22 protein-coding genes are annotated in these 25,094 nt (G+C 63.3%); 9 read left to right on the top strand and 13 right to left on the bottom strand.

All coding sequences use genetic code 11. The features are described from left to right. The first annotated feature begins 56 nt into the window (after positions 1–56). Positions 57–3,119: a response regulator gene (locus AC07OK_RS27815; RefSeq protein ID WP_494693309.1), complete on the top strand. Its 3,063-nt coding sequence runs from the start codon at positions 57–59 to the stop codon at positions 3,117–3,119. Here the strand turns inward: AC07OK_RS27815 and AC07OK_RS27810 are convergent. Beyond that, positions 3,105–3,542, bottom strand: coding sequence for a gamma-glutamylcyclotransferase family protein (locus AC07OK_RS27810; protein WP_494693308.1), 438 nt, complete (start codon positions 3,540–3,542; stop codon positions 3,105–3,107). The genes AC07OK_RS27815 and AC07OK_RS27810 overlap by 15 nt on opposite strands. A gap of 48 nt (positions 3,543–3,590) precedes the next feature. On the opposite strand from AC07OK_RS27810, the gene AC07OK_RS27805 reads away from it, so the two are divergent. Further along, entirely contained in the window at positions 3,591–4,442 is an 852-nt protein-coding gene (locus tag AC07OK_RS27805) for an AraC family transcriptional regulator (protein ID WP_494693307.1), read from the top strand. Here the strand turns inward: AC07OK_RS27805 and AC07OK_RS27800 are convergent. After that, on the bottom strand, positions 4,406–5,716 hold the full coding sequence (locus tag AC07OK_RS27800) for an amino acid deaminase (protein WP_494693306.1): 1,311 nt from the start codon (positions 5,714–5,716) through the stop codon (positions 4,406–4,408). The two genes, AC07OK_RS27805 and AC07OK_RS27800, sit on opposite strands and share 37 nt — an antisense overlap. Further along, complete coding sequence (locus AC07OK_RS27795) at positions 5,713–6,909, bottom strand: hypothetical protein (protein ID WP_494693305.1); 1,197 nt, start codon at positions 6,907–6,909, stop codon at positions 5,713–5,715. Before AC07OK_RS27795 ends, AC07OK_RS27800 begins: the two co-directional genes overlap by 4 nt. A 72-nt stretch (positions 6,910–6,981) precedes the next feature. On the opposite strand from AC07OK_RS27795, the gene AC07OK_RS27790 reads away from it, so the two are divergent. Then, a complete protein-coding gene (locus AC07OK_RS27790; protein ID WP_494693304.1) occupies positions 6,982–8,259 on the top strand; it encodes an aminotransferase class V-fold PLP-dependent enzyme in 1,278 nt (425 codons plus the stop codon). Between the two features lie 30 nt (positions 8,260–8,289). Here AC07OK_RS27790 and AC07OK_RS27785 read toward each other — a convergent pair whose 3' ends face one another. The 3 genes from AC07OK_RS27785 to AC07OK_RS27775 all read right to left on the bottom strand — a co-directional run bounded on the left by AC07OK_RS27785 (position 8,290) and on the right by AC07OK_RS27775 (position 12,253). Further along, entirely contained in the window at positions 8,290–9,645 is a 1,356-nt protein-coding gene (locus AC07OK_RS27785; protein ID WP_494693303.1) for an amino acid permease, read from the bottom strand. A 72-nt stretch (positions 9,646–9,717) separates the two neighbouring features. Beyond that, positions 9,718–10,158 (bottom strand): RidA family protein, encoded by a 441-nt coding sequence (locus tag AC07OK_RS27780; protein WP_494693302.1) that lies wholly within the window; start codon positions 10,156–10,158, stop codon positions 9,718–9,720. A 25-nt stretch (positions 10,159–10,183) separates the two neighbouring features. Then, positions 10,184–12,253, bottom strand: a complete 2,070-nt coding sequence (locus AC07OK_RS27775; RefSeq protein ID WP_494693301.1) for a response regulator — start codon at positions 12,251–12,253, stop codon at positions 10,184–10,186. 208 nt (positions 12,254–12,461) lie between these two features. Between AC07OK_RS27775 and AC07OK_RS27770 the strand changes: the two genes are divergently transcribed. The 6 genes from AC07OK_RS27770 (at position 12,462) to AC07OK_RS27745 (ending at position 20,218) form a co-directional block, all read left to right on the top strand. Next, entirely contained in the window at positions 12,462–13,412 is a 951-nt protein-coding gene (locus AC07OK_RS27770) for a MurR/RpiR family transcriptional regulator (RefSeq protein ID WP_494693300.1), read from the top strand. Then, entirely contained in the window at positions 13,409–14,611 is a 1,203-nt protein-coding gene (locus AC07OK_RS27765; RefSeq protein ID WP_494693299.1) for a cyanophycinase, read from the top strand. The genes AC07OK_RS27770 and AC07OK_RS27765 overlap by 4 nt, the downstream gene beginning before the upstream one ends. Positions 14,612–14,721: 110 nt before the next feature. Continuing rightward, entirely contained in the window at positions 14,722–17,046 is a 2,325-nt protein-coding gene (locus AC07OK_RS27760) for a GH92 family glycosyl hydrolase (RefSeq protein WP_494693298.1), read from the top strand. A 255-nt stretch (positions 17,047–17,301) separates the two neighbouring features. Continuing rightward, positions 17,302–17,775, top strand: coding sequence for a gluconokinase (locus AC07OK_RS27755; RefSeq protein ID WP_494693297.1), 474 nt, complete (start codon positions 17,302–17,304; stop codon positions 17,773–17,775). Between the two features lie 42 nt (positions 17,776–17,817). Beyond that, a complete protein-coding gene (locus AC07OK_RS27750; protein WP_494693296.1) occupies positions 17,818–19,122 on the top strand; it encodes an MFS transporter in 1,305 nt (434 codons plus the stop codon). A 31-nt stretch (positions 19,123–19,153) separates the two neighbouring features. Continuing rightward, positions 19,154–20,218, top strand: coding sequence for a porin (locus AC07OK_RS27745; protein ID WP_494693295.1), 1,065 nt, complete (start codon positions 19,154–19,156; stop codon positions 20,216–20,218). 3 nt (positions 20,219–20,221) lie between these two features. Here AC07OK_RS27745 and AC07OK_RS27740 read toward each other — a convergent pair whose 3' ends face one another. The 7 genes from AC07OK_RS27740 to AC07OK_RS27710 are packed head-to-tail and all read right to left on the bottom strand — an operon-like array spanning position 20,222 to position 24,694. Next, on the bottom strand, positions 20,222–20,356 hold the full coding sequence (locus AC07OK_RS27740) for a hypothetical protein (protein ID WP_494693294.1): 135 nt from the start codon (positions 20,354–20,356) through the stop codon (positions 20,222–20,224). A gap of 25 nt (positions 20,357–20,381) precedes the next feature. After that, positions 20,382–20,744 (bottom strand): hypothetical protein, encoded by a 363-nt coding sequence (locus tag AC07OK_RS27735; protein ID WP_494693293.1) that lies wholly within the window; start codon positions 20,742–20,744, stop codon positions 20,382–20,384. Then, entirely contained in the window at positions 20,737–21,108 is a 372-nt protein-coding gene (locus AC07OK_RS27730; RefSeq protein WP_494693292.1) for a glyoxalase superfamily protein, read from the bottom strand. The genes AC07OK_RS27735 and AC07OK_RS27730 overlap by 8 nt, the downstream gene beginning before the upstream one ends. Beyond that, on the bottom strand, positions 21,105–21,731 hold the full coding sequence (locus AC07OK_RS27725; protein ID WP_494693291.1) for a VOC family protein: 627 nt from the start codon (positions 21,729–21,731) through the stop codon (positions 21,105–21,107). The genes AC07OK_RS27730 and AC07OK_RS27725 overlap by 4 nt, the downstream gene beginning before the upstream one ends. 7 nt (positions 21,732–21,738) lie before the next feature. Further along, entirely contained in the window at positions 21,739–22,110 is a 372-nt protein-coding gene (locus AC07OK_RS27720; protein ID WP_494693290.1) for a VOC family protein, read from the bottom strand. A 50-nt stretch (positions 22,111–22,160) separates the two neighbouring features. After that, positions 22,161–23,081, bottom strand: a complete 921-nt coding sequence (ppk2, locus tag AC07OK_RS27715; protein WP_494693289.1) for a polyphosphate kinase 2 — start codon at positions 23,079–23,081, stop codon at positions 22,161–22,163. Positions 23,082–23,095: 14 nt separating this feature from the next. Then, positions 23,096–24,694 (bottom strand): inorganic phosphate transporter, encoded by a 1,599-nt coding sequence (locus AC07OK_RS27710; RefSeq protein ID WP_494693288.1) that lies wholly within the window; start codon positions 24,692–24,694, stop codon positions 23,096–23,098. Positions 24,695–25,094 lie beyond the last annotated feature (400 nt).

The following is a 25,094-nucleotide window of genomic DNA, read 5'->3' as shown; positions in this document are numbered from 1 at the left end:
CTAAGGGCCGCCCAACTGTGCTAGAGTCGTCATCGTCCCAGCTACCGACGTCGAGAATGAAGCCAGTCGTCCATCGCCCGCTGCCATCGATACGAGCGCAAATCTACACGCTGGTGTGGGCTTGCGCTTTGCCGGCCGTGGTCGGAGTCGGCTTGTTGGCGAATCATTTCTATCAGCGGGAACGGGCCCAGATCCAGCAAGGGGCGTTGGTCACGGCGCGCGCCTTGATCCAGGCGGTCGACCGCGACCTCAATACCGGCATCACCATGGCGAAGGCACTGGCCAATGCGCCCAGCCTTGACAGCGGCGACCTAGTGGGGTTCTACACCTTGGCCAGCAAGGCCCTGCGCCCGGAATTCCCCGGCTTTAATTTCGTACTGAGCGACCGTGAGGCGGTCCAGTTGCTGAACACCGTGCGTCCCTTCGGTCCAACGCTAGCCGATCCCGCCAGCCGTGAGCGGATGCGCAAGGTGTTCGACACCGGCCAGACCGTGATCTCCGACGTCTTCATCGGCGGCGCCTTGAAGCGGCCGCTGGTCGCGGTGCACGTGCCGGTGATCAGGGGCGGCAAAGTGATTTACTGCCTGTCGGTGGCGTTCGTGCCGGAGCGCCTGGGCATGGTGCTGCGTGAGCAGAACCTGCCTGGCGACCGCGTGGCCGGCATCTTCGATACGCGCGGCGTGATCGTGGCCCGTTCGAAGGATGCCGAACGCTATGTGGGCAAGCCGGCGTCACCAACGCTGAGGGCCAGGATGGCCGGTGGTGGCGAGGCCGCGTTTGAATCGGTCACGCTGGACGGCACGCCGGTGTACTCGATGTACAGCCAGTCGAAGATGTCCGGCTGGACGGTGGCGATCGGCGTGCCGCGCAGTACGATGCTGTCGGAAATGCTGGCCTCGATCCGCTGGATCATCATCGTCGTGGCGGGCCTGCTCGGCGTAGGGTTGGGCGCCGCCTGGTATTTTGCCCGCCGTATCAATCATTCGGTTGGCGCGCTGTCGCGCGCCGCCAGCGCCTTGGGCAAAGATGGGCACATGCGGCCGGAGGGCGAGAAGCCGGTGTTCCGCGAAGTCGATGACGCCATCCGCACCATGCATGCGGTGGAGTCGGAACTCCAGCAGTATCGCAACCGTCTGGAAAGCGCGATTGAAGAGCGCACCTTGCAGCTGCGATCGGCGCAGCGCGAAGCGATCAACAAGGAGCTGCGCACCCGCACCGTGATGGACAACGTCGGCGATGGCATCATCACCATCAACGCCGACGGCGTCATTGAAGCCTTCAACCACGCCGCCTGCGGCATTTTCGGCTACGCGCCGGACGAAGCAATAGGCAGCAACATCATGCGCTTGATGCCGGCCGGCATGCGCGGTGCCCACCATGCCGGCATGGCGCGCTACCTGGCGGGCGGCATCCCAGCCGTGGTGGGCAGGAACAACGTAGAACTGCTGGGGCTGCGCAAGGATGGCGCCACGTTTGTACTGGAGCTGTCGATACGCGCGCTGCTGATCGATGGCCAGCATCTGTTCGTCGGCATCGTGCGCGACGTCACGGAGCGCAAGCGCGCCGAGAGAGAGCTGCGGCTGGCGATGGAGCAGGTGCAGATCGCCAGCGCCGCCAAGGATGTCTTCGTGGCGAACATGAGCCACGAACTGCGCACGCCGATGAACGCGGTACTGGGCATGGCGCACCTGCTCAATACCACCGGGCTGTCGCCGGAACAGGGCCGCTATCTGGAAATGATACGGGCTTCGGGGCAATCCCTGCTCGGCATACTGAACGACATCCTCGATTTCTCCAAGATGGAAGCCGGGAAGATCGAAGTGCATCCGGTGCGTTTCCTGCTGGAGGACGTGCTGCATTCGCTGGCCAGCATCATGAGCGTCACCGTCGGCGAGAAAAACCTGGAACTGTGCCTGGGCGTGGAGCCGGACGTGCCGCGCACGCTGGTTGGCGATGCGCTGCGCCTGCAGCAGATCCTGGTCAACCTGGCCGGCAACGCCATCAAGTTCACCGAGCAGGGCGAAGTCTCGGTGCTGGTGGAGCGCGCGGGCGGCGAGGGCGCGGCGCTGCTGCTGCGCTTCACCGTGCGCGACACCGGCATCGGCATGAATGACGAACAACTGGCGCGGCTGTTCTCGCCGTTCACGCAGGCCGACCTGTCCACCACGCGCCGCTACGGCGGCACCGGACTGGGGCTGACGATTTCCAAGGGGCTGATCGAACTGCTGGGCGGCGCGATTGAAGTGCGCAGCGCGGTCGGCGCGGGCAGCGCCTTTTCCTTTACGCTGCCGATGAAACAGGCCGACGAGGCCGAGACGTCGAGGACTGGCCGGGGCCGGCACCTGCTGGTGGTGGACGATAACTCGACCAGTCGCGACTTTCTCGGCAAGACCATCCACGCCTGGAACTGGAGCTGCGACGTGGTCGCCTCGGGGCCGGAAGCGCTGGCGCTGATACGCTCCGGCTGCGTCTACGATGCGGCGCTGGTGGGCTGGCAGATGCCGGGCATGGACGGCCCGGCCAGCATGCGCGCGCTGCAGGAGGAATCCGGCATGCCGGTGATCTGCATGGTCAACGCCTACGGCCGCAGCAAGCTGGTACAGGACATGGCCGGCGTCAGCGCGCCGGTGTTCCTGACCAAGCCGGTGACTGCGTCCAGCCTGTATGACGCGGTGCAGACCGCGCTGGCGCATCGCCAGGACGATGTCGCCGATGTTCCGGCGGTGGCGGACGCCAAGGCGCTGGCCGGCGTGTGCGTGCTGCTGGTGGAGGACAACCCGATCAACCAGCAGGTGGCGAAAGGCATATTGGAGCTGGCCGGCGCCACGGTCGCGCTGGCGGAACACGGCGAGAAGGCGCTACAACTGCTGCGTGGCGACCTGCACTGCGACCTGGTGCTGATGGACGTGCAGATGCCGGTGATGGACGGCTTTACCGCCACCCAGGCCATACGCGATGAACTGGGTTTGACGCTGCCGGTGATCGCGATGACCGCCGGCGTGATGGAGTCCGAGCGCGAGCAATGCATCGCCGCCGGCATGGATGATTTCATCGGCAAGCCGGTGGACGTGGAGCAGATGTTCGCCACCATCGCCAAGCACCTCTTAAAACGCGCCTAGGCGCGCGATATACCATTCGGGAAAACCGTAGTCGCGGGCCGCGGCAATCAAATGGCCTACATATTCGGTATCCGCAGGCTGATCGCCGCGCGCTGGCGGGATATAGCACAGGGCTGGCAGCAGGCCGCCGAGCCGCGATTCCACCAAGACTGCCTCCGGCAGGAAGACGCCCACGCCGCTCATCGAGTACAGGCGGTCGAGTTCCTGATGTGTCGCATGCACCAGAATGCCGTAGATTGAGTGCTGCTCGGAGCGACAGATATAGGCGTGCGGGCAGAATGCGATGTCGAATCCGGAAAGCCGTACCACTTCGGTGGTATCCGGTTGAAAACCACCGCGCGCCAACACTTCCTTGCGGATGAAACTACCGTAGAAAAATACCGGCACTCGTTTGGCGGCGGTTACTGGTGTGTGGTTAGGCATGTTGTATATCCCGTTCAAAGTTCGATGTCGAGATGGTATATTGACCACATGACATCGATCCGCCAAACCATATCGCCCAAACGCCAAAATGATGATGCGCAGTGGCGCGTGCTGGCGAAGCGGCATGAGCCGGGCTCAGTCCTGCCGGAGCATCAACATCAAACCGGGCAATTGGTGTTTGCGCTGTGCGGCGTGATGCTGGTGCGAACCGGATCGATGCTCTGGTCGGTGCCGCCGCAACGCGCGCTGTGGGTTCCGGCGGGGCATCTGCACACGATCGAGATGCTGTCGCCGGTCGAGATGCGCACTGTCTATTTTCAGCCTGGCTTGATTGCCGAGTGCGAGGGTTTCGAACGCAAATCGGAAGTGCACGCCGTGGTGGCATCGCCCTTGCTCAAGGAGTTGATCGTGGGACTGTTCGATCTGCGCAATGCGCCCGATGCGCTGGGCCTGATGGCGCAGCTGTTGTTGCGCACCTTGCGCCAGACATCGTTGCTGCCAAGCTATCTGCCCATGCCCAAGAACCAGCGCTTGCACGGCGCATTGACCAAGCTGCTGGCAGACAACGACTGGCATTGGACTGCGCAAGAAATAGCGATCCATGCCGCCATGTCCGAACGGACGTTCAGCCGGCATTTTAACGCCGAGGTCGGCCTGAGCTTTCGGGTCTGGCGACAACGCGCCCGCATCATCGCATCCTTCGATCTGCTGGCAGCGAACAGTTCCGTAAAATCCATCGCCAATGCCATGCAGTTCGCCACACCGGCTGCCTATGTCGCTGCCTTTCGAAAGCTGATCGGCTGCGCGCCGAACGAATTCCGGCGCGAGGACCACGATGGCATGCCGGCTGGCCGCCCGACCGATCAGAAGAAGGTATTGACCGCGCCGCGCACCTTGTAGTCGTCGTCCACGGTCAGCAGCAGCGGCCATTTGTCGAACGTGGTGCAGGGGTGGGAGATGCCGCAGCCTATCAGGTCGCCGACCGCGAGCTCGTCGCAGATGGCATGCTCCGCCGGCAGGCGCAGGTAGGCGTGCTGGTCGTTCATCTTCTCGATGCGGCATCCTTCCGGCAGCGCCGCAGGCGCGTTGGCGCCGGGGCGGTGCGATACCAGCGCGCGCGGCAGCTCCATGTCGTATGAAGCGTCGCGCTTGCCCATGCCGAGTATGGCCAGCGTGGGTTCTGGCCGCGACAACACCATGCTCCATACCTCCAGTGCCGGCCGCAGGCCCTGGCCAGGCGCCAGGCCTTCGCGCGCGTTCAACTGCTCGATCAGGTCGTGATAGAAGCCGTGGTCATTGGTCAGGTAGCAGCCGCTGCGCAGCACCGGCAGCACAGGGCGGGACAAATTCTTCACCTGCGCGAAACCGCTGGCGACAAAATCGAAGTAGGCAGAACCGCCGGCCGACAGCAGGATCTCGCCGCGTTTGAACAGCTGCTCGGCGTCGGCCTGGCGCAGCAGGTCGGACAACTGGGTGACGAAGTGGCGGACCTCCTCGTGGTCCTGGTCGCGGTCCGGGCCGACCAGCAGGCCTTCGTAGCCTTCGATGCCGGCCAGTTCCAGTCCCGGCGCGGCGGCCACTTCGCGCGCCAGCGCCAGTGCTTCGTCCATGCTGCGGCAGCCGGCCCGTTTGCCGGCCAGGCCCAACTCCACTAGCAGCGGCAGCCGCCTATCCATGCGTTGCTGTTGCGCCGCCTGCGACAGGCGCGCCACGCCGGCGCTGGAATCGACCAGCGCGTAGAATTCGAAGGAAGGATCGCGGTGCATCAGCGTCAGCACGGCCTTGATGTCGGCCGGCGCCACCAGCTGGTTCGCCAGCAGCACGCGGCGCACGCCGTAGCGGTAGGCGATCTGCACCTGCGTCGCCGTCGCCAGCGTCATGCCCCAGGCGCCGTTGGCCAGCTGGGCGTCGAACAATTGGGGACTCATGGTGGTCTTGCCGTGCGGCGCCAGCTGCACGCCGTACTGCTCGCAGAAGCCGCGCATCCATTGCAGGTTGTGCTCCAGCGCGGACGCCTTCAACAGCGCGACCGGAAAACTGGTGTCGGCGCGCAGCACGTTCCACTGGCGGGCGCCGATGTCGCCCTGGCGCAGCGGCTGGGTGATCGGCAGGCCTTTGACGCCGGGGTGCAGTAGTTGATCTTCCAATTTCATCATGGCGGCGGTGCGATTCAAGTCTGGCTCCTGCGGTCGAAAGTGTGCAACGTGGCGCCCAGCGCCTGAAGGCGGTCCTGGCGCAACATGCCGTAATTGTAGAATCCGAAATGCCGGATGCCGAGTTCCCACAAGCCTTGCAGCGCTTGCGGCAGTTGCGCGCCATCGGCCAGGTCCGGTGGACCGGGACGCAGGATGGCGCGGATGCGGTCCGGCGCGCCGATGCGGCGGATGCAATCCCACGCATCGCTGCTCACGGTGGCGGCATCGGCTTCGTAGAACGGTATCTCCAGCCAGTCCGCAACGTCGGACAGTGCACGCAGGTCGGTACCTTCCAGCCAGCTCTGGGCGGTAGGGCGCTGCACCGTCGCCACCACGGACAACTGTACCTGTGGCGGCATGGCCGCGCGGATTGCGCCGACCAGTTGCGTTACGCGGCGCTGCCGCAAGCGGTTCAGGGCGGCCAGGTCGCCGTCTTCCAGCAGGTCGGCGGCCAGCCATGCCGCGGCCTGGCTGGGCGTGGCATCGACCGGAGCGTCGAGATAGTTGTCGATGTCACGGCGGATGCGCCGGCGCAGGCCGACCATGTCGATGTCGGCCGCGTTGCCGGCGGCCATGCAGGCGTCGCAGAAGCACAGGCCGAGCATGGAGTCGAGCCAGAGGTTGCTGCGGACCTGGGCGAATTCGTGATGGTAGCCGTGGGCGTAGGGCAGCCAACCCGGCGTTTCGATCACCACGCTGGCGACGCCGCGCGTGGCCACGTCGGCGCTCAGCGCCACCGCGTAGTCGAACACCGGCTGCTGCATCGGGCAAAGGCTGTACAGGTAGCCGTCGCCGTAGGCGTTGCGTGCGGTGTAGTGGGGGTGTGCGGCGCCAAGACGGCTGTTGTGCAGCAGTACTGTCCAGGCGTGTACCGCGATGCCGCCGTTGGCGACCAACTGAGGCAGCACCGCGCGCAGCGCCGGGTCGGAATGTGCCTGCGGTTTGAGTTCGCCGTAGCGCGCCAGCTCCGGCTCAAAATAGACCACGCCATCCTCGGGAAAGATGACGCGCGGTCCGCTGGCCGCGTGCGGACGCAGGAATTTTCCAGCGTGGTAGCTGACGGCCAGCGTTGCGCCATTCATGCCCAGGCCGCGCGCCTGATCTACAAAGCGGTCCACATCCGGGAGATCCCACGGATAGCAATACAGCGAGGTATGGTTGGGGTAATTCATGGGCGACATTCTAGCCTATGCTTCGCCGCTCGGTGCTATATTGGGCGCACCAATTCGCCGACAGGAGTATGCATGCTCACACGCCGCAGTTTTTTTCATGTTGCAGCCGGATTCGCCGGCGGATCGCTCATCTCGCCGGCCGCGATGGCCGAGCTGCCGCCCCTCGTCGAGGCGCTGCCGCAGAATGAAGCCTACTGGGCCAAAGTCGCCGCGCAGTACGATCCGGCGCCGGACTTCATCAATCTGGAGCAGGGCTACTTTGGCATGATGGCGCGACCGGTGGCGGAGGACTACAAGCGCAATATCGATTACCTGAACGCGCACAGCTCGCGCTTCCTGCGCCAGCAATTCGACGGCGCGGGCATCGAAGCGATACGGGCGCAGATCGCGGCAGCGGTCGGCGCCGATGTGTCGGAGATCGCCATCACGCGCGGCGCCACGGAATCGCTGCAAAACCTGATCGTCAACTACAAGCAGGTCAAGGCCGGCGACACCATCATGTATGCCGACCTGGATTACGACGCAACCCAATACGCGATGAACGAACTGGCCTTGCGGCGCGGCGCCGACGTGGCCGTGGTGCGGATTCCCGAGCCGCCCAGTCGCCAGGCCATCCTGGACGCCTACGCCCAGGAGATGCAGCGCCATCCGCGCACGCGCTTGCTGCTGCTGACCCACATCAGCCACCGCACCGGCCTGACTTTGCCGGTGGCGGAACTGGTGCAGATGGCGCGCCAGCGCGGCATCGACGTCATCGCCGACGCCGCCCAGTCATGGGGCCAGACCGACTTCATGGTGGCCGACCTGAAGGCGGACTTCATCGGCTTCAATCTGCACAAGTGGCTGGGAGCGCCGCTGGGTGTGGGCTTTATGTACATCCGCAAGACGCGGCTGGCGGATATCGGCGTGCATATGTCGGACCAGGATTATGCGGCCACGGACATCCGCTCGCGCGTGCATTCGGGCACCGTCAACACGGCCAATATCATGACGGTGCCGGCGGCATTCCGCTTCCATGAACAGATCGGCGTGGCCAACAAGTCCGCCCGGCTCAAGTTCCTGCGCAATTACTGGGTGGAGCGCGTGCGCCACGTCAAGGGCTTGCAGATACTGACGCCGGACGACCCGGCCATGTACGGCGCCAGCACCTCGTTCCGCTTGGCCGGCAAGACCAGCAAGGAAGACAACCAGCGCCTGGCCAAACGGCTGATGGATGAACATGGCATTTTCACGGTGTCGCGCAACGGTCCGTTGGGTGGCAGTTGCGTGCGTGTGACGCCAGCGCTGTTCACCCAGCCGCGCCAGCTGGACCGGCTGGCGCAAGCCATCGCAACGCTCGCGCAGGCCTAGGCCCGTGCGAGCATCGCGGGACCGGCCACGTCAGACGGTGACAGCCTTCTTCTGGCGCACCAGGTAGCCCGTGCCCAGGGCCGCCAGCCACACCGGAATCAGGTAGACCGACAATTGCAGGTCCGGCGTCATGTACATCACCACCAGGATCCCTGCCAGGAAAGCCAGGCACAGATAATTGGTCAGCGGGTAGGCCAGGCTGCGGAACGCCGTGGTCTTGCCTTCGGCCTTCTTCTGTGCGCGGAAGCGCAGGTGGATCCAGCTGATCATGGCCCAGTTGATAATCAGTGCCGAGACGACAAGGCCCATCAGGAAGCCGAAGGCTTTGCCAGGCATGAAGTAGTTGACGACCACGCAGGCGCCGGTCGCCAGCGCCGAGACGCCCAGCGCAGCCAATGGCACGCCGCGCTGGCTCACCTTCAGCAGCAGCTGCGGCGCGTTGCCTTGCTTGGCCAGGCCGTACAGCATGCGGGTGTTGGAATAGACGCCGCTGTTATACACCGACAGCGCCGCCGTCAGCACCACGGCGTTTAGCGCATGCGCCACCAGGTTGCTGTTCAACGCATGGAAGATCAGCACGAACGGGCTGCCGCCGGTGACCACTTTCTGCCAAGGATAGAGCGACAGCAGGATGCCCAACGCGCCGATGTAGAAAATCAGGATGCGATAGATGGCCTGGTTGGTGGCCTTGGGGATGGTGCGCGACGGATCGTCCGCTTCTGCGGCGGTGATGCCGATCAGTTCCAGGCCGCCGAAGGAGAACATGATGACGGCCATCGCCATCACCAATCCGCCCAAGCCGTTGGGGAAGAAGCCGCCGTGCTGCCACAGGTTGGCCACGGTGGCTTCCGGGCCGGCGTCGCCGGAGATCAGCAGCCAGGCGCCGAACACGATCATGCCGACAATGGCGACCACCTTGATGATGGCGAACCAGAATTCCATCTCGCCGAAGGCTTTGACGTTGGACAGGCTGATGGCGTTGATGATGACGAAGAAGGCCAACGCGGACATCCAGGTCGGTATCGCCGGCCACCAGTACTGCACGTAGATGCCGACCGCCGACAGCTCGGCCATGCTGACCAATACATACAGCACCCAGTAGTTCCAGCCCGACATGAAGCCGGCCAGGTGGCCGCAGTATTTGTCGGCGAAGTAGCTGAACGAGCCGGCGACCGGTTCGTCGACCACCATTTCGCCCAGCTGGCGCATGATGAAGAAGGCGATCAGCCCGGCCACGCCGTAGCCGAGCAGCACGGAAGGCCCGGCCATCTGGATGGTCTGCGCGATGCCGAGGAACAGGCCGGTGCCGATGGCGCCACCGAGCGCAATCAGCTGGATGTGCCGGCTCTTCAGGCCGCGTTTGAGTTCATTCTTCCCATCTGCCATCTGGTCCCCTGAGTGGTAAGCAAAGACGACGATTCTAAAGCAAAAGCGGCGCCGTGGAACAGAAAATCGCACTCACCGGCGCGGTGCGTACGCCGTGCATTCCACCTCCACTTCGCCGCCCAGCGTCAGGCCGTTGGCGCCGAATGCGCTGCGGGCCGGCAGCCGTTCGGGCTTGAAGTAGCTGACATAGACCTTGTTGAAATCCTCCCACTTGGCCATGTCGGCGATCATGATGGTGCACTTGACCACGTCGTTCATGCCAAGGTTGTAGCCTTTGAGGATGGTCGCGATATTGTCCATGGCCTGGCGCGCCTGCAAGTCGAAGCCTTTGACCAGGCCAGTGGGGCCGGTGCCCAGCTGGCCGGAGACGAACACATAGTCGCCGGCGCGCACCGCCAGCGAGAACGGGCGCCCCGGCTCGTTGCCCTTGTTGTAGTAGTCGATGGCGGAGGCGGCGCCGGAAGCGGTGAAGACCAGTGTCAAGGCCAGTTTTTTCAGATGCATACGTGTCATAAGCAAAAATTTCCGGGAAGGTGGCTCAATTTTCAGTGGGGCAGGCGGCGGTGTTCTGCATGACGTGCTGCGACACTTGTTGCAACAAGTCTTTCAATTGCGCCACGATGGCGAGGGCGGCCGCCATCTCGATGGCCGCCTCTGCCTGCGCGAGCTGTTCCAGATCCTCGCACAGATCGGCCATGCGGAAAGCGCCGACACTGCGCGCCGCCGATTTGATGCGGTGGCCCAGTTCGCGCACCCGCTGCACCTCGCCGCGCGCCAGCGCAGCCTCTATTTCGCGCATGCCCTCCTGCGAACTGAGCAGGAATTTAAAGGCGAATTTACGTACCTTCAGCGGGTCGTAGCCGAGCAGCGTGGCCAGCACCGACAAGTCGATCACGGCCGAATCATCGCCGACCGGGGCCATGATGGCTGGTTCCGGCAGCTGCGGCCGCCGCGGCTCGGCCGACGGCACGCGCGGCGGCAGCCAATTGGCGACGGTCTGGTACATCAGCGCCGGCTGGACCGGCTTCGAAATGAAATCGTTCATGCCCGCATCGATGCAGCGCATCCGTGCTTCGGTGGTGGCGGTGGCCGTCATCGCCAGCACCGGGAGATGGGTCAGCCGCGGGTCGGTGCGGATGTGGCGGGTCGCTTCCAGCCCATCCATGAGCGGCATTTGCAAGTCCATCAAAACGCAGTCGAAATCGGACATGCGCAGCAGTTCCAGCGCGTCCGCGCCATTGTTGGCGAGGCAGACTGTGACGCCGGCGTCTTCCAGCATCTCCTGCGCAATTTGTTGGTTGAAGATATTGTCTTCGACCAGCAGAATGCGGGCCGCCCTCAGTGCCGCCATCATGGCCGAGGTGTGGGCGCCGGCGAGCAGCTCGCCGGCGGCGTCGCCGATCTGGTTGATCAGCGCGGGCATGGTCTTGTACGATACGCCGAGCTGGGCCGTGAACCAGAATGTGCTGCCTATGCCGGACTGGCTGCGGACGCCGACATCGCCGCCCATCAGCTGGGCCAGTTCCTTGCAGATTGCCAGGCCGAGGCCGGTGCCGCCGAATTCTCGCGTGGTCGATGTGTCGGCCTGCTGGAACGAAACAAATAATTTGGCCATTTCCGCGCTGGACAGGCCGATGCCTTGGTCGCTCACTTCGAAACGCACCAGGCAGTCGTTGGCGTCGCCGACCATCTTGCGCACGCGGATCTCTATCCTGCCTTGTTCGCTGAACTTGATGGCGTTGTTGGCGTAGTTAATCAGCACCTGTCCCAGCCGCAGCGGATCGCCCACCAGCACCGGCGGCAAGGTGGGGTCGAGGTCGAACACCAGTTCCAGGTTGCGGGTGGCGGCTTTCGGCGCCACCACCGTGGTCACCGTCTGCACCACCTGGTCGAGTGAAAAGTCGATGTGCTGGATATCCATCTTGCCGGCCTCGATCTTGGAAATGTCGAGGATGTCGTCGATGATGCCCAGCAGGTGCTCGCCGGCGAAGCGGATTTTTTCCAGGTAGTCGCGCTGGCGCGGGTCCAGCTCGGTCTTCAAGGCCAAATGGGCCATGCCGATGACGCAGTTCAGCGGCGTGCGAATTTCGTGACTCATATTGGACAGGAACTGCCCCTTGGCCATGCTGGCCGCCTCGGCCAGTTGCTTGGCCTGCTGCAGTTCCTTGTTCTTGGCCTCGAGCTGTTCCTCGTAGTGCTTTTCAGAAGTCACATCGTGATAGATCGTGACGAAGCCGCTGATCTCCCCGTCGATGCCATAGATGGGGCGGCCAATGATATTCAGTACGACGCCATCCACCCTGGCCCGCGTGAAATTGTGGGGCTGGAACTTCAAGCAGAGTTCGATCCGGGCGGCCACCAGCGCGTCGATATCGTCCGGCCCATAGTCGCCGCGCAAGGCGATGTAACGGAACACTTCGGCCATGGTGACGCCGGGATGCATCACCTCGACCGGAAATCCCTGCAATTGACAAAAGGCGGGGTTCCAGAACCTGATGGTCAAGTCGCGATCAACGATGGTGACGCCAACCGGCATGTATTCCAGCGCTGCCGCCAGTCTGGGGAAATTCAGCCTGATGAACTCTTCACTTTGAACTGTCGATTCCATAGGCCGATCATCCATGAGGGGGATCAAGAGAAAACTCTAACCCATCTGACAACGGTTGTCAGGTCAATTCTAAGGATGGTGACCCTTAGAGTTAATTTTTTACTATGTTAGTCGATTTTCCTTGTAACTTCCAGTCGGCTGAAAATAGGATTCCATAATCGCTGCAAATGTAAGTATGCTTACGGTCTTTCGGATGTGGGAGAGCTGGATGACAAGCAGTAGATCAGGGAGCAAGGCACGTTCGTCATCGGCGGACGTGGCGTTTGCACAGTCGCCGGTGGGCCAGGTGCTGTCCGGCGTCCTGGCCGAAGGATCGGCGTCGAACCGCAGCATCGCCGATTTCGTCCTGCGCAACCCGATGCGGGTGACGGCCCTGAAGATAGACGAGATGGCCGAAGGCTGTCAGGTCTCCACCGCGACGATCAGCCGCTTTGCCCGCGATATCGGCTTCTCCAACTACGGCGCGATGCGCAGCGCAGTCGCCGAGACGCTGCATTCCGAGATGCAGCCGGTGGACAAGCTGCGCCACACTATCGAGAACCGCGAAGGCTCCGTGTGGCCGGGAGACCAGAGCATGGAGTACGCACTGGCCAATATCAGCGCGACCCGCAACGCTCAATCCCAAGCGGAGATGGAGCAGGTGGTGGCCAAGTTGAGCAAAGCGCGCACCGTCTATGTGCTGGGTTTCGGGCTGTCGTCCTACCTGGCGGGTTTGCTGTCGCTGCATTTGCAGCCGTTTTGCCCGCACGTGGTGGAAGTGGCGGGGCAGGGCGGCACCGAAGTGGCGGCAGGCCATCTGGCGACGGTCGGTCCGAACGATTTGCTGGTGGTGATATCTTTCCCGCGCTATGCTCTGGATGTGATACGGCTGGCGAAATTTGCGCGCGACCACGGCGCCTGCGTGATCTCGATCACCGACGCTCCGGCTTCGCCGCTGGTCGAAGTATCCGAGCATGTGCTGTACGCGAATAGCGGCCACGCCGTACTACCGAGCAGCGCGACGGCGGCGGTGGCGGTGATCGAGGCCCTGGCGGTGTCGCTGATGGTATCGAACAAGGACAATGTGGCAAAAGCCGCGCGGCTGACAGAGGCTATTTCCGCCTATCTGTACGCCCCGGTAACGAAGAAGCGCAAAGCTGCGAAGGGAAGCAAGGTATGAAGCGTTTGGTCGGGTTGTTGTTGGCTGGTCTGATCTGGTGCGCGCAGGCTTGCGCTGCGGACGTTGCGCCGCAAGGCTCGCTGGTCATCGTCGGTGGCGCGCTGCGGGCGGATAACGCCGTGGTCTGGCAGCGCGTGGTGCAGTTGGCGGGCGGCGCGGGTGCGCGTATCGCGGTGCTGCCTTGCGCCGCGGCCAATCCCGGGCGATCCGGCGCCAACCTGGCCGGCTACCTGAATCGTTATGGCGCGTCCGCATTTGTGGTGCCGGTCTCGGTCAATTTGAAGGATCGCGACTATCGGCGCGATGCCGAGGATGCCGCGTTGGCCGGGGCGATCCGCAGCGCCGGCGGCGTCTACTTCACCGGTGGCGATCAGTCGCTGATCACGCAGGCGCTGGTACGTCCGGACGGCAGCCGCAGCGCGGTGCTGGAAGCGATCTGGGATGTCTACCGGCGCGGCGGCGTCATCGCCGGCAGCAGCGCCGGCGCGGCGATCATGAGCAGCACCATGTACTACGATGCCAAAACCGTGTTCGGCACGCTCGCGCAGGGCGTCAACGACGGCCGCGAACTGGCGCCGGGACTGGGCTTCATCGGCAGCGATGTCTTCGTCGACCAGCACCTGCTGGCGCGCGGTCGCTTCGCCCGCATGCTGCCGGCCATGCTGAAGAAGGGCTACAAACAGGGCCTGGGCATCGACGAGAATACCGCGATGGTGATCAATCCGGCGCGGGAGGTGGAGGTGCTGGGCTATCAGGGCGCACTGCTGCTCGACCTGTCGCAGGCGACCAGCGATGGCGGCAAGGACTTCAATATCTCGAATGTGCGCATCAGCTATCTGGATCGCGGCGACCGCTACAACCTGCGGACGCGCCAGTTCACGCCGTCGGCCGACAAGGTGGACGGCAAGGTCGATCCGCAAAAGCCGGCCATGGCGGAGCCGGTCTACTCCGCCGACATCCTCGGTCACAACGCCGTGCTGGTGATGATGGAAAAGCTGATCGACAATGCGCAGGCCGAGGCGATCGGCATCGCCACCGCCGCGCCGGGCCAGCCGCGCCAGGATCTGGGCTTCGAGTTCAAGTTCAGCCGCCTGGTGGACAGTGTCGGCTACGCGTCCGCAAGCTCGGAGGGCTATTCGATCCTGAACCTGCGGCTGGATGTGCGGCCGCTGCAAATAACGCGGCCCTGGTACAAATAGGGCGTTTGTTTAGCGGATACGCTAAACAAGTGGCTTGCATGAAGCCATGCGGTTGACCGGTGCGGCGTCCGGGGCTATAAAGTTGGATCGCCCCTACTTTCGGAAGTCGTATGCACGCCATTAAACTGATACCTGCCGGCGCACTCGCGCTGGCGCTGGCCCTTCCTGCCATCGCTGCGGAGCCGACCAGTCCTGCCGCTGCCGTCGACGTGTTTATCGGCACCGGCGGCGACGGCCATACCTTCCCCGGCGCGGCGCGGCCGTTCGGCATGATCCAGCTGAGTCCCGATACGCAGGTGCGGCCGTTCCGACTAAGCTATCCCTGGGCCGCCGGTTACCGCTACGAGGATGACAGCATCCTGGGCTTCTCGCATACCCACTTCTCCGGCACCGGCCACTCCGACCTGGGCGACCTGCTGCTGATGCCATACAGCGGCGAGACCAAGCTGGAACCGGGCTATCCCGAGCGTCCCTTCAGCGGCTACCGCTCGCGCTTCAAGCACCAGGATGAACACGCGGAGCCGGGCTACTACGCCGTCAAGCTGATGGACAACGAGGTCGATGTCGAGCTGACCGCCAGCGAGCGCGTGGGCCTGCACCGCTACCGCTACACCAAGGGTGCGGAAGCCAAGGTGATACTGGACCTGCGCAGCAGCATCTACGACTACAAGGCCAAGAACCTGTGGTCACGCCTGCGCGTGCGCGACAACACGCTGATCACCGGCATGCGCGAAACGCGCGGCTGGGCGGCGGGCCGCCAGCTGTACTTCGCCATCGCGTTCTCGCATCCGCTGACGTCGCGCGCCTTGCGCAATATGGAGGCGGACGTCGAGTACAAGGGCTTCGCCGGTCCGGGCAGCGGGCCCGGTGACAAGGCCATGGTCGAGGGCAAGGCGCTGGTCGGGGCGCTGGACTTCGGCGTGCCGGCCGACGGCCAGCTGGAAGTGAAGGTGGCGATTTCCGCCGTCAGCGAGGAGGGCGCGATCGCCAACCTGGGCGAGATGCCGGGCTGGGATTTCGACGCCGAGCGGGCCAAGGCTTCCGCCGCGTGGAACGAGGCTCTCGGAGCGGTGGCCATCGAAGCCGCGCCCGACATGCGCAAGATGGTCTACACGGCGCTGTATCACAGCATGCTGGCTCCGAGCCTGTTCATGGACCGCGATGGCCGCTACCGTGGGCCGGACAACGAGGTGCACCAGGCGCAGGGCTTCCGCTTCCATTCCACCTTCTCGCTGTGGGACACTTATCGCGCGCTGCATCCCTTGCTGACGCTGATCCAGCCGGAGCAGCGCAATGTGGACTTCGTGCGCTCGCTGATCGAATCGCAGAAGGCCAGCCCCTACGGCATCCTGCCGGTGTGGCAGTTCCACGGCCTTGAGACCTGGTGCATGATCGGCTATCACGCGGTGCCGGTGATCGCCGACGCCTATATGAAGGGCCTGAAGGGTTTCGATGCCGAGGAAGCCTTGAAGGCGATGACCAGCAGCGCGGAATATGGCCCGTACGGCGGCCTCCAGCACTACATGAAGCTGGGTTATGTGCCGATCGACCTGGAGCCGGAAGCGGCGTCGAAGACGGTGGAATATGCCTTCGACGACTGGACCATCGCCCGCATGGCGGAGAAGATGGGCAAGAAGGATATCGCGGCGCGCTACTACAAGCGGGCGCAGAACTACCGCAATTCCTTCGACACCAAGACCGGCTTCCTGCGCGCGAAGAAGTCCGACGGCACCTTCCGCGAGCCGTTCGATCCGGTGCTGTCGAACTTCGGCAGCGATTACACCGAAGGCAGCGCGTGGCAGTATTCCTGGTATATGCCGCACGATAACGCGGGCCTGATCAAGATGCTGGGCGGCGACGCCGGCCTGCAGAACAAGATAGACATGATGTTCGACGCCAAAGTGGACGAGAAGGTGTATGCGCACATGGAGGACATCTCCGGCCTGATCGGCCACTACGCGCATGGCAACGAGCCGTCGCACCACGTGGCCTACCTGTACAACTACGCCGGCGCGCCGTGGAAGACGCAGAAGCGTTTGACGCAGGTGGTGGCGTCACAGTACAACACGACGCCGGCCGGCCTGTCGGGCAATGACGATCTGGGACAGATGTCGGCGTGGCTGGCCTTTACGGCACTGGGCTTCTATCCGGTGGCGCCGGGCTCCAACGAGTACGTGATCGGCCGTCCGTTCCTGGACAAGGCGGTGATGAACCTGCCGAACGGGAAGGTCTTCACTATCCGCAGCGTCGGCCTGAGCGCGCAGAACGTGTACGTCGCCGGCGTTACGCTGAACGGCAAGCCGCTGGCGCAAAGTTTCCTGCGCCATGAGCAGATCACGGCGGGCGGCGAGCTGGTATTCACCATGTCGGCCAAGCCCAATACCGAATGGGGCAAGGGCGGCGCGGCGCGTCCCTACACGCAAACGCCGTACTAAGTCCGGTTGGCGGCGCCTCGAGCGCCGCTAAAAAACACTGGATTGATAGCGCTAACATAGCGCACCAGGATTTTCAACTGCGCTGGCTGGAAAAATACCAGCTAGCCCGCCAACGTCCAAGCGGCGCCACACTTGCTGCGCTGCAGCATGGAATCTCCTTTACATCGACTCATGAATCGCTACACTACACGACATGTTAGCGCTAACAATAAAGAGGCGAGTATGAACAGTAGTGCGGTAAGCCGGTGGGTTGTCATGGGTGTCAGCGGTTGCGGGAAGAGCGAGATCGGTTCGCGCCTGGCCGCTGAACTTGGCCTGCCATTCCTTGAAGGCGATAGCTTCCATCCAGCGGAAAATGTCGCCAAGATGTCGGCCGGCATACCGCTCAATGACGACGACCGCGCTGGCTGGCTGTTGACGCTGCAAGGAAAAATTCGTGAAGCGGCGCAACGGGGCGAGGGTCTGGTGTTGTCGTGTTCGTCGCTCAAGCGCCGCTACCGCGACTTGCTGCGCCAAGGCGATCCGGACCTGCGCTTCGCCCACCTGAGAGGCGAACGCGCCGTCATCGAAGGCCGGATGCAAGCGCGTGCCGGCCATTACATGCCACCCAGTCTGCTCGACAGCCAGTTGCGCGACCTTGAACCATTGCAGCCCGATGAAGCCGGCCTGCGTCTGGACCTGACCTTGCCGCCACAGCAGCTGGTCAGTCTTATTTTGCAATACCCATAGCCGCAGCAATAGCGGGCAATCCAACACTTATCTGGAGATACCATGAAAACAACAATGACCACAAAGATTCCAAAACGGCGCTGGGGCATAGGCGCGCTGCTTGGCGTCGGCGTATTGATCAACTACATCGACCGCATCGGTCTGTCCGTGGCCGCGCCGCAGATCAAGGAGCTGTTCAACCTCACGCCTGTCGAGCTGGGCCTGCTGTTCAGCGCCTTCGCCTGGTCCTATTCGCTGCTGCAGATTCCGGTCGGCATGGTGATGGACCGCTTCGGTCCTACCCGCGTTGGCCGCTGGGGCGCTTTCCTGTGGGGCCTGGCCGCCACCATCACCGCGTTTTCCAGCGGCTTTGCCGGCATCTTCGCGGCCCGCATCCTGCTGGGCATCGCCGAGGCACCAGCGTTCCCGGTCAGCGCCAAGGCCACCGGCTACTGGTTCCCGCGCCATGAACGCGGCATGGCCACGGCGATCTTCGACGCCGCCGCCAAGTTCTCCAATGTGATCGGCGTGCCGCTGCTGGCGCTGACCATTGTTACCTTCGGCTGGCGTTGGGGCTTCGGCTTGACCGCGGTGCTCAGCTTCAGCTACTTCATCGCGTTCTATGTGCTGTACCGCGATCCTAGCGCCGATCCCAAGTTGAGCAAGGAAGAGCTGCGCTACATCCAGGAAGGCGGCGCTGCGCCGGAAGGCCCCTCCGAAACCGGCGCGCTGAACATGCTGGGTTATCTGCTGACCAAATCCAAGATCTGGGGCCTGACCATCGGCTTCGCAGCGTATGGCTACTCGTTCTACCTGTTCCTGACCTGGCTGCCTGGCTACCTGGTGCAGACCATGCACATGAGTATTTTGAAGTCGGCTGGTTTCGCCGCGATCCCTTGGCTGGTGGCGACGGTTGCCGATCTGTTTGTCGGCGGCTGGCTGATCGATCACCTGATCTCGCGGGGCAAGGACGAATCCCTGGTGCGCAAAGGCGTGCTGGTGTGCGGCATGGTGCTGGGCCTGGCGGTGTTTGGCGCCACGCAGACCACCGATCCGGTGTGGGCAATCTTCTGGATTTCGATCGCGTTGGGCGGCCTGGCCTCCGCGGCGCCGGTGGGCTGGTCCTTGCCGTCGTTGATCGCACCGAAGGGCGGCGCCGGCACCATCGGCGGCATCATGAACTTCGCTAACAACCTGATGGGCGCGGCAGCACCGATCGTGACTGGCATGATCGTCGGCGCCACCAACTCCTTCACCAACGCCTTCATGGTCGCCGGCGTTATTTTGGTGGTTGGCATCATCTCGTTTGTATTCGTGCTCGGCAAGATCGAAGCGATTCCCGACCCGCTACCACGCACTGCCGCATAAGCTGTACGACCTTTTATCCCTGGAGACAAAAATGAAAAAAAGCATATATGCGCTGGGTGCGCTCGTCCTTACCACTTGCAACGGCGCCGCTTTCGCGCAGAGTAACGTGACTTTCTACGGTGTGATGGACATGGGGATTTCCCAGGACCGCGGCGGCATCGCCGGCACCTCGACCCGCGCCACCAGCGGCATGGCGACCCAAAGCCGCTGGGGCTTCCGTGGCAACGAGGACCTGGGCGGCGGCATGTCGGCCTTCTTCGTGATCGAAGGCGGCATCCACGCCGACAACGGCAGCTCCACCCAGAACAACACGCTGTTCGGACGCACCAGCATCGTCGGCCTGGGCAGCAAGTACGGCGCCGTTTCCATCGGCTTGCAGGATACGCCGCTGTTCACGACCCTCAATACGATCGTCGATCCGCTGCGTAACGGCGTCGCGCGCTCCAATAATTTGATGGCGTCGACTGGTTTCCGCGCCGGTAACTCGGTGTTGTACCGCACGCCGACCATCAACGGCTTCAGTGCCGACGCCATGTATGTGGCCGGCGAAGTGGCGGGCGACCAGAGCGCCAGCCGAGCGCTGGGCGGCTCATTCGGCTACAGCAATGGACCGCTGAATGTGCGGCTGGCCTATCACAACAAGAACAACGACACGGCGACGCTGAAAAACACCGGCTCGGCTCGCAATACGCTGCTGGGGGCAAATTACGATTTCGGTCCGGCCAAGGCCTTTTTCGGTTACGGAATCGACCAGGGCCTGAACAGCGCGCCGCTGAATAGTTCGATCGTCAATTTCGCCGGTCCGGCGCCGGTCGCTTCCACCGACAGTACCGATATGCTGCTCGGCGTATCGGCGCCGTTCGGCGTCAGCACCTTCGTGGCGACGTACATCCGCAAGAACGACCGCTCGGTACGCAACCAGGATGCGCAGCAATACGCGCTGGCCTATATGTACGCCTTCTCCCGCCGCACCGACCTCTACACCTCGTATGCGTTGATCCGCAACCATAACGGCGGCGGCTACACGGAAGGCAACAGCGAAGAGCCGGGCATCGGCAATCGCCAATTCGCCGTCGGCTTGCGCCACCGCTTCTAAGCGTTACAGCAGGTCGATGCCGAATCGATGCGGCAGCGCGGCGATCAAGCCGCCGATCCGGTCGCTGCGCTTGGCGAACTCGGAGACGCCCACCACCACGACGGACGTCAACAGATACTTTATGATGAGCCAGGCCATCTGCCTTGCCGTCCTTTAGTTGTTATTAAAATCGATAGCAATGGGCTTGCTGGCTGTCGCTACGCAACGATGGCATGACCAGTAAGGTGGATGTCTCCTGCTGGCATTCTATCAAAGCTCTCCTGGATGCCTCGATGCCCGCTTCGATGAAGTCCTTCTTTGCCGCGCCCGCAATCGCAACGGCGAGTCGCGAGCTGCGGGAGCTTGGGCCGGTATTGTCTCGTATCGCTTCGAAGCCGAATTCTCGCAGGTTCTTGCCCAAGGTGAGCCGGGCCAGTTGGCCGCCTGAGGAACTCAGCACGGTCTCGTTCCGTGGCTTTCCTTCCGCATCGGCGGCATGTGCCGTGACAGATGCCAGGTACCCGATCAAAAGCGCCAGCTTACGCATCGCCGGCTGTGGAGACGAAGGTCAGCCGGTTGCCGGATGGGTCGCTGATCGACATTTCGCGGCTGCCCCAAGGCTTGTCTTCGACGCCAGGGCGGGCGAATTTGAACTGCTTGGCGATCAACTCGGCATGGAACTCGTCCAGCCGGTTGGTGGCGATGCGGATCGCGCCGCCGGGATTGCAGTCGCCGAAATGTTCGGTCAGGTGCAGCGTGCAGTCGCCCTTGGAGACCTGCATGTAAAGCGGGAGGCCAGGCTCGAAGCGGTGTTCCCAGTCGACTTTGAAGCCGAGGAAGTCGACATAGAATTCGCGCGTTTGCGCTTCGTTGCAGCTGCGCAGGACAGGCGTGACGTGGCCGAGGGTCATATCGAAAGTTCCTTCATGCCTTGCGGCGTGTTGATGTGGGCGACCAGGCGCGGCCGGTCGCCATGCCGGCATTCAACCACATCTGACAGCGCGAGGGAAGACAGCAAGGCGGAGACCCGCTGCGGATCCGGATGGAAAATCTCCAGCCTGGACAGTGACAGCCCGTGATCCGTCAAGCCGGCGGCGGGGTGCGGATGGTCGTCCCACTCGATCAATGCGGGCGCTATCCCGTCCAGCGCGATGGAACCGTCGGCCGGTATGGTGATCAGCCAGTTGCGCTGTCCGCGCGACATCGGCTCCACCAGGCCCAGATCTTCGGTGCTGGCAGCCGCCGCTGCGCGGATGTTGCCTGTGCTGGCTACCCAGGTGCGTAGCGCCGGCTGGGCATCGGTTGCCAGGTCGTCGAGCGCGAACCAGCGCGGTCGTCCGGGCGATGGCGCCTCGGGATTCGGTGCGATGATTTCCAGGAACAGCGCGTCGCCCAGCCGCAGCAGCAGGTTGTGCGTGCCCATGCGGGGATGTTCGCCGCCGGGCTGCGGCGCTACGCCGAGTGTCTTGAAGACGAAAGCCGCGCCGACGGCTCGCGTGGGCGCGGTGACGGTGAGGTGATCGATGCTGCTCACGCCGATGCTACAGGTGCTGGTCGATCAGGACCGGATTGCCGTCCGGGTCGGTGAGGATGATGCTGGCCGGGCCGGTGGTGCTTTCGTCCGCCTCGCTGTCCAGGCCAAGGCCCTGCGCCTTCAGCTGGCGCTGGATCTCGCGGACGTCGGTGAAGCCGTCCAGTGCCTTGGCGTTCTGGTCCCAGCCGGGATTGAAGGTCAGCATATTCTTCTCGAACATGCCCTGGAACAGGCCGATGATATGGTCGCCGTTCTTCAGGATCAGCCAGTTCTGTGCGGCGTTGCCGCCGAACTCCGTGAAGCCCAGTTTTTCATAGAACGCCCGCGAGGCGGCCAAGTCCTTGACCGCCAGGCTGACGGAAAATGCGCCGAGTTGCATGTCGATCTCCTTACATGGTCGATCGGACAACTCTAGCACACAGGAGGATCTCAGTACACTTCCGGCACGATGATTTCGAGCGGCACCGGGCGGCGCACATAGTCGTCGTGGTATTCGCGTTCCGGCAGCTGGATCGCCGGATGCTCGACTTCCACATACGGCATCTGCTGCAGCAGGTGATGGATGCAGTTCAGGCGCGCCTTCTTCTTGTCCACGCCTTGCACCACCCACCACGGCGCCTCCGGGATGTGGGTGCGCTCCAGCATGATCTCCTTGGCCTTGGTGTACTCTTCCCAGCGGCGGCGCGATTCCAGGTCCATCGGGCTCAGTTTCCACTGCTTGAGCGGATCGTGGATGCGGCCCAGGAAGCGCGCGTTCTGCTCCTCATCCGAAATCGAGAACCAGTACTTGATCAGCTGGATGCCTGAACGCGCCAGCATGCGCTCGAACTCCGGCACGGTCTGGAAGAATTCCTCGTACTGGTCGTCGGTGCAGAAGCCCATCACGCGTTCGACGCCGGCGCGGTTGTACCAGCTGCGATCGAACAGCACAATCTCGCCGGCGGCCGGCAGGTGCGAGGCGTAGCGTTGGAAGTACCACTGCGTGCGTTCGCGGTTGTTCGGCGCCGGCAGCGCGGCCACGCGGCACACGCGCGGATTCAGGCGCTGCACGATGCGTTTGATCACGCCGCCTTTGCCGGCGGCGTCGCGGCCCTCGAACAGGATCACGACCTTGTGGCCGGTGTGGACCACCCAGTCCTGCAGCTTGACCAGCTCCGCTTGCAGGCGGAACAGCTCCCGGAAGTACTGGCGGCGGGCTTCCCTGGCTGCTTCGCTGCGTTCGCTCACCAGCACTTCACGGGTGACCGGATCGATCTCGCGGTCTTCCAGTTCCATCTCCAGCTCTTCGTCATAGCTGTCGGTCAGTTCGCGCTGGACGCGCTCCATCAAATCGGTTTCATTCAGTCGCATGGTGCATCCTTGGTTCAGAAAATGTGGGAGAACAGCCAGAACAGCGAACCCGATAACAGGATCGCGACCGGCAGCGTCAGCACCCAGGCCATGGCCAGGTTGCGGACGGTGGACCATTGCAGGCCGGAGCGGTTGGCCGCCATCGTGCCGGCCACGCCGGACGACAGCACGTGCGTGGTCGATACCGGCATGCCGTACATGTCGGCCGCGCCGATGGTCAGCATCGCTACCAGTTCGGCCGATGCGCCCTGCGCGTAGGTCAGGTGGGATTTGCCGATCTTCTCGCCGACGGTGACGACGATGCGCTTCCAGCCGACCATCGTGCCCAGGCCCAGCGCGATCGCCACCGCCACCTTGACCCACAGCGGAATGAACTTGGTGGCGTCGTCGAGCTGCTTCTTGAAGGCTTTCAGGTTGGCGGCGGTGTCGGGATCGAAGGGGAGGGCCGTGGTCTTGTCCATCACACGCATGGTTTCGGCCGCCAGGTACATGTCATTGCGGACGTTACCCACGGTTTCCGCCGGCACCTTGGCCAGCGAACCATGCTGCTTGACCGCCTGGCCGACGTCGCCGATCAGCGTGGCCAGGGCCGGCACCACCGCCGGCGTCAACTCCTTGGTGCGGATGTAGGCCGACAGCACTGGACGCGGTTCGGCGACTGCCGGTGCGGTGGGCGGAATGTATTTTTGCAGCGATTGCTGCGTGACCTGGGCGACGGCGACGAACTGCGTCACCTGGTCGAGCGGCAGCGCGCGGTTCAGTGCATAGGCCATCGGCACGGTGCCGACCAGGATCAGCATGATCAGTCCCATGCCTTTCTGGCCGTCGTTGGAGCCGTGGGCGAAGGAGACGCCGGTGCAGGTAAGGATCAGCAGGCCGCGGATGTACCAGGGGGGCGGTGTATTGCCGACCGGCGCTTCATACAGTTCGCGGCTCTTGACGAAAGCGCGTAGCGCCAGCAGCAGCAAGGCGGCGCAGCCGAAACCGACCATCGGCGACAGCAGCAGCGAGTAGCCGACCTTGGACGCTTGCGCCCAATCGACGCCGCTGGTGCCGTCGCGGCCATGCATCATCGCATTGGCGATGCCGACGCCGAGGATGGAGCCGATCATCGTATGCGACGACGATGCCGGCAGGCCCAGCGCCCAGGTGCCGAGGTTCCAGATGATGGCGGCGATCAGCAGCGCGAACACCATGGCGAAGCCGGAGCTGGAGCCCACTTGCAGTATCAGTTCGACCGGCAGCAGCGAGATGATGCCGAAAGCGACCGCGCCGCTTGAGGTCAGCACGCCGAGGAAGTTGAAGCAGCCGGACCACACCACGGCGGCGTTGGCCGGCATGGAGTTGGTGTAGATGACGGTGGCGACGGCGTTGGCGGTGTCGTGGAAGCCGTTGACGAACTCGAAGCCGAGCGCGATCAGCAGAGCCAGGCCGAGCAGCATGTAGGGCAGCCAATTGGTGGCGACCGGGCCGGCTTCGGTGACGTCGGCGCGCAGGCTGTAGGCGCTGAACAGCAGGCCTGCAACCAGCAGCACGACGAAGATCAGGGCGGTGATGGGGGTGTTTTTACTATCGGCGGGACTGATGCGCGCAGGTTGGGCGACCGTATTCATGCCATTCAGATCCAGTGTGAAAGTGGTAACTGAATGTACTTGTCGAATATGACAGAGGTATGACGACGTTCGTCAACAACTAGGCGCGGTAACCCGTGTTGAAAGCGTACATTTCCGAAAAGAACGCGCCGACTGCAAGCACCATCGGCATGACGGACCAAAACCATGCGGCGCGGCTCAGCGGGATCATTCGTGCCCGCTTTGCCTTATGGGCTATGTACCCAAAGACAAAAGCAAGCGGCGGAAGGACGATCATGGGAATGACAAGCCAAAAAGTGAGCAGGGATATAGCGGTAGTAATAAGGGACAGGGGGGTGTACTGAATTCTGTGTAAACGGGTTTTCGTTTAAGCCTGCGGCACCCGGTCTTCAAACTGGATGGCGAAGCGGTTCAGTGCAGC

The organism is Duganella sp. GW821-FHT07G03 (genome assembly GCF_059418605.1).
This window is presented reverse-complemented; position numbering and strand designations above follow the sequence as displayed.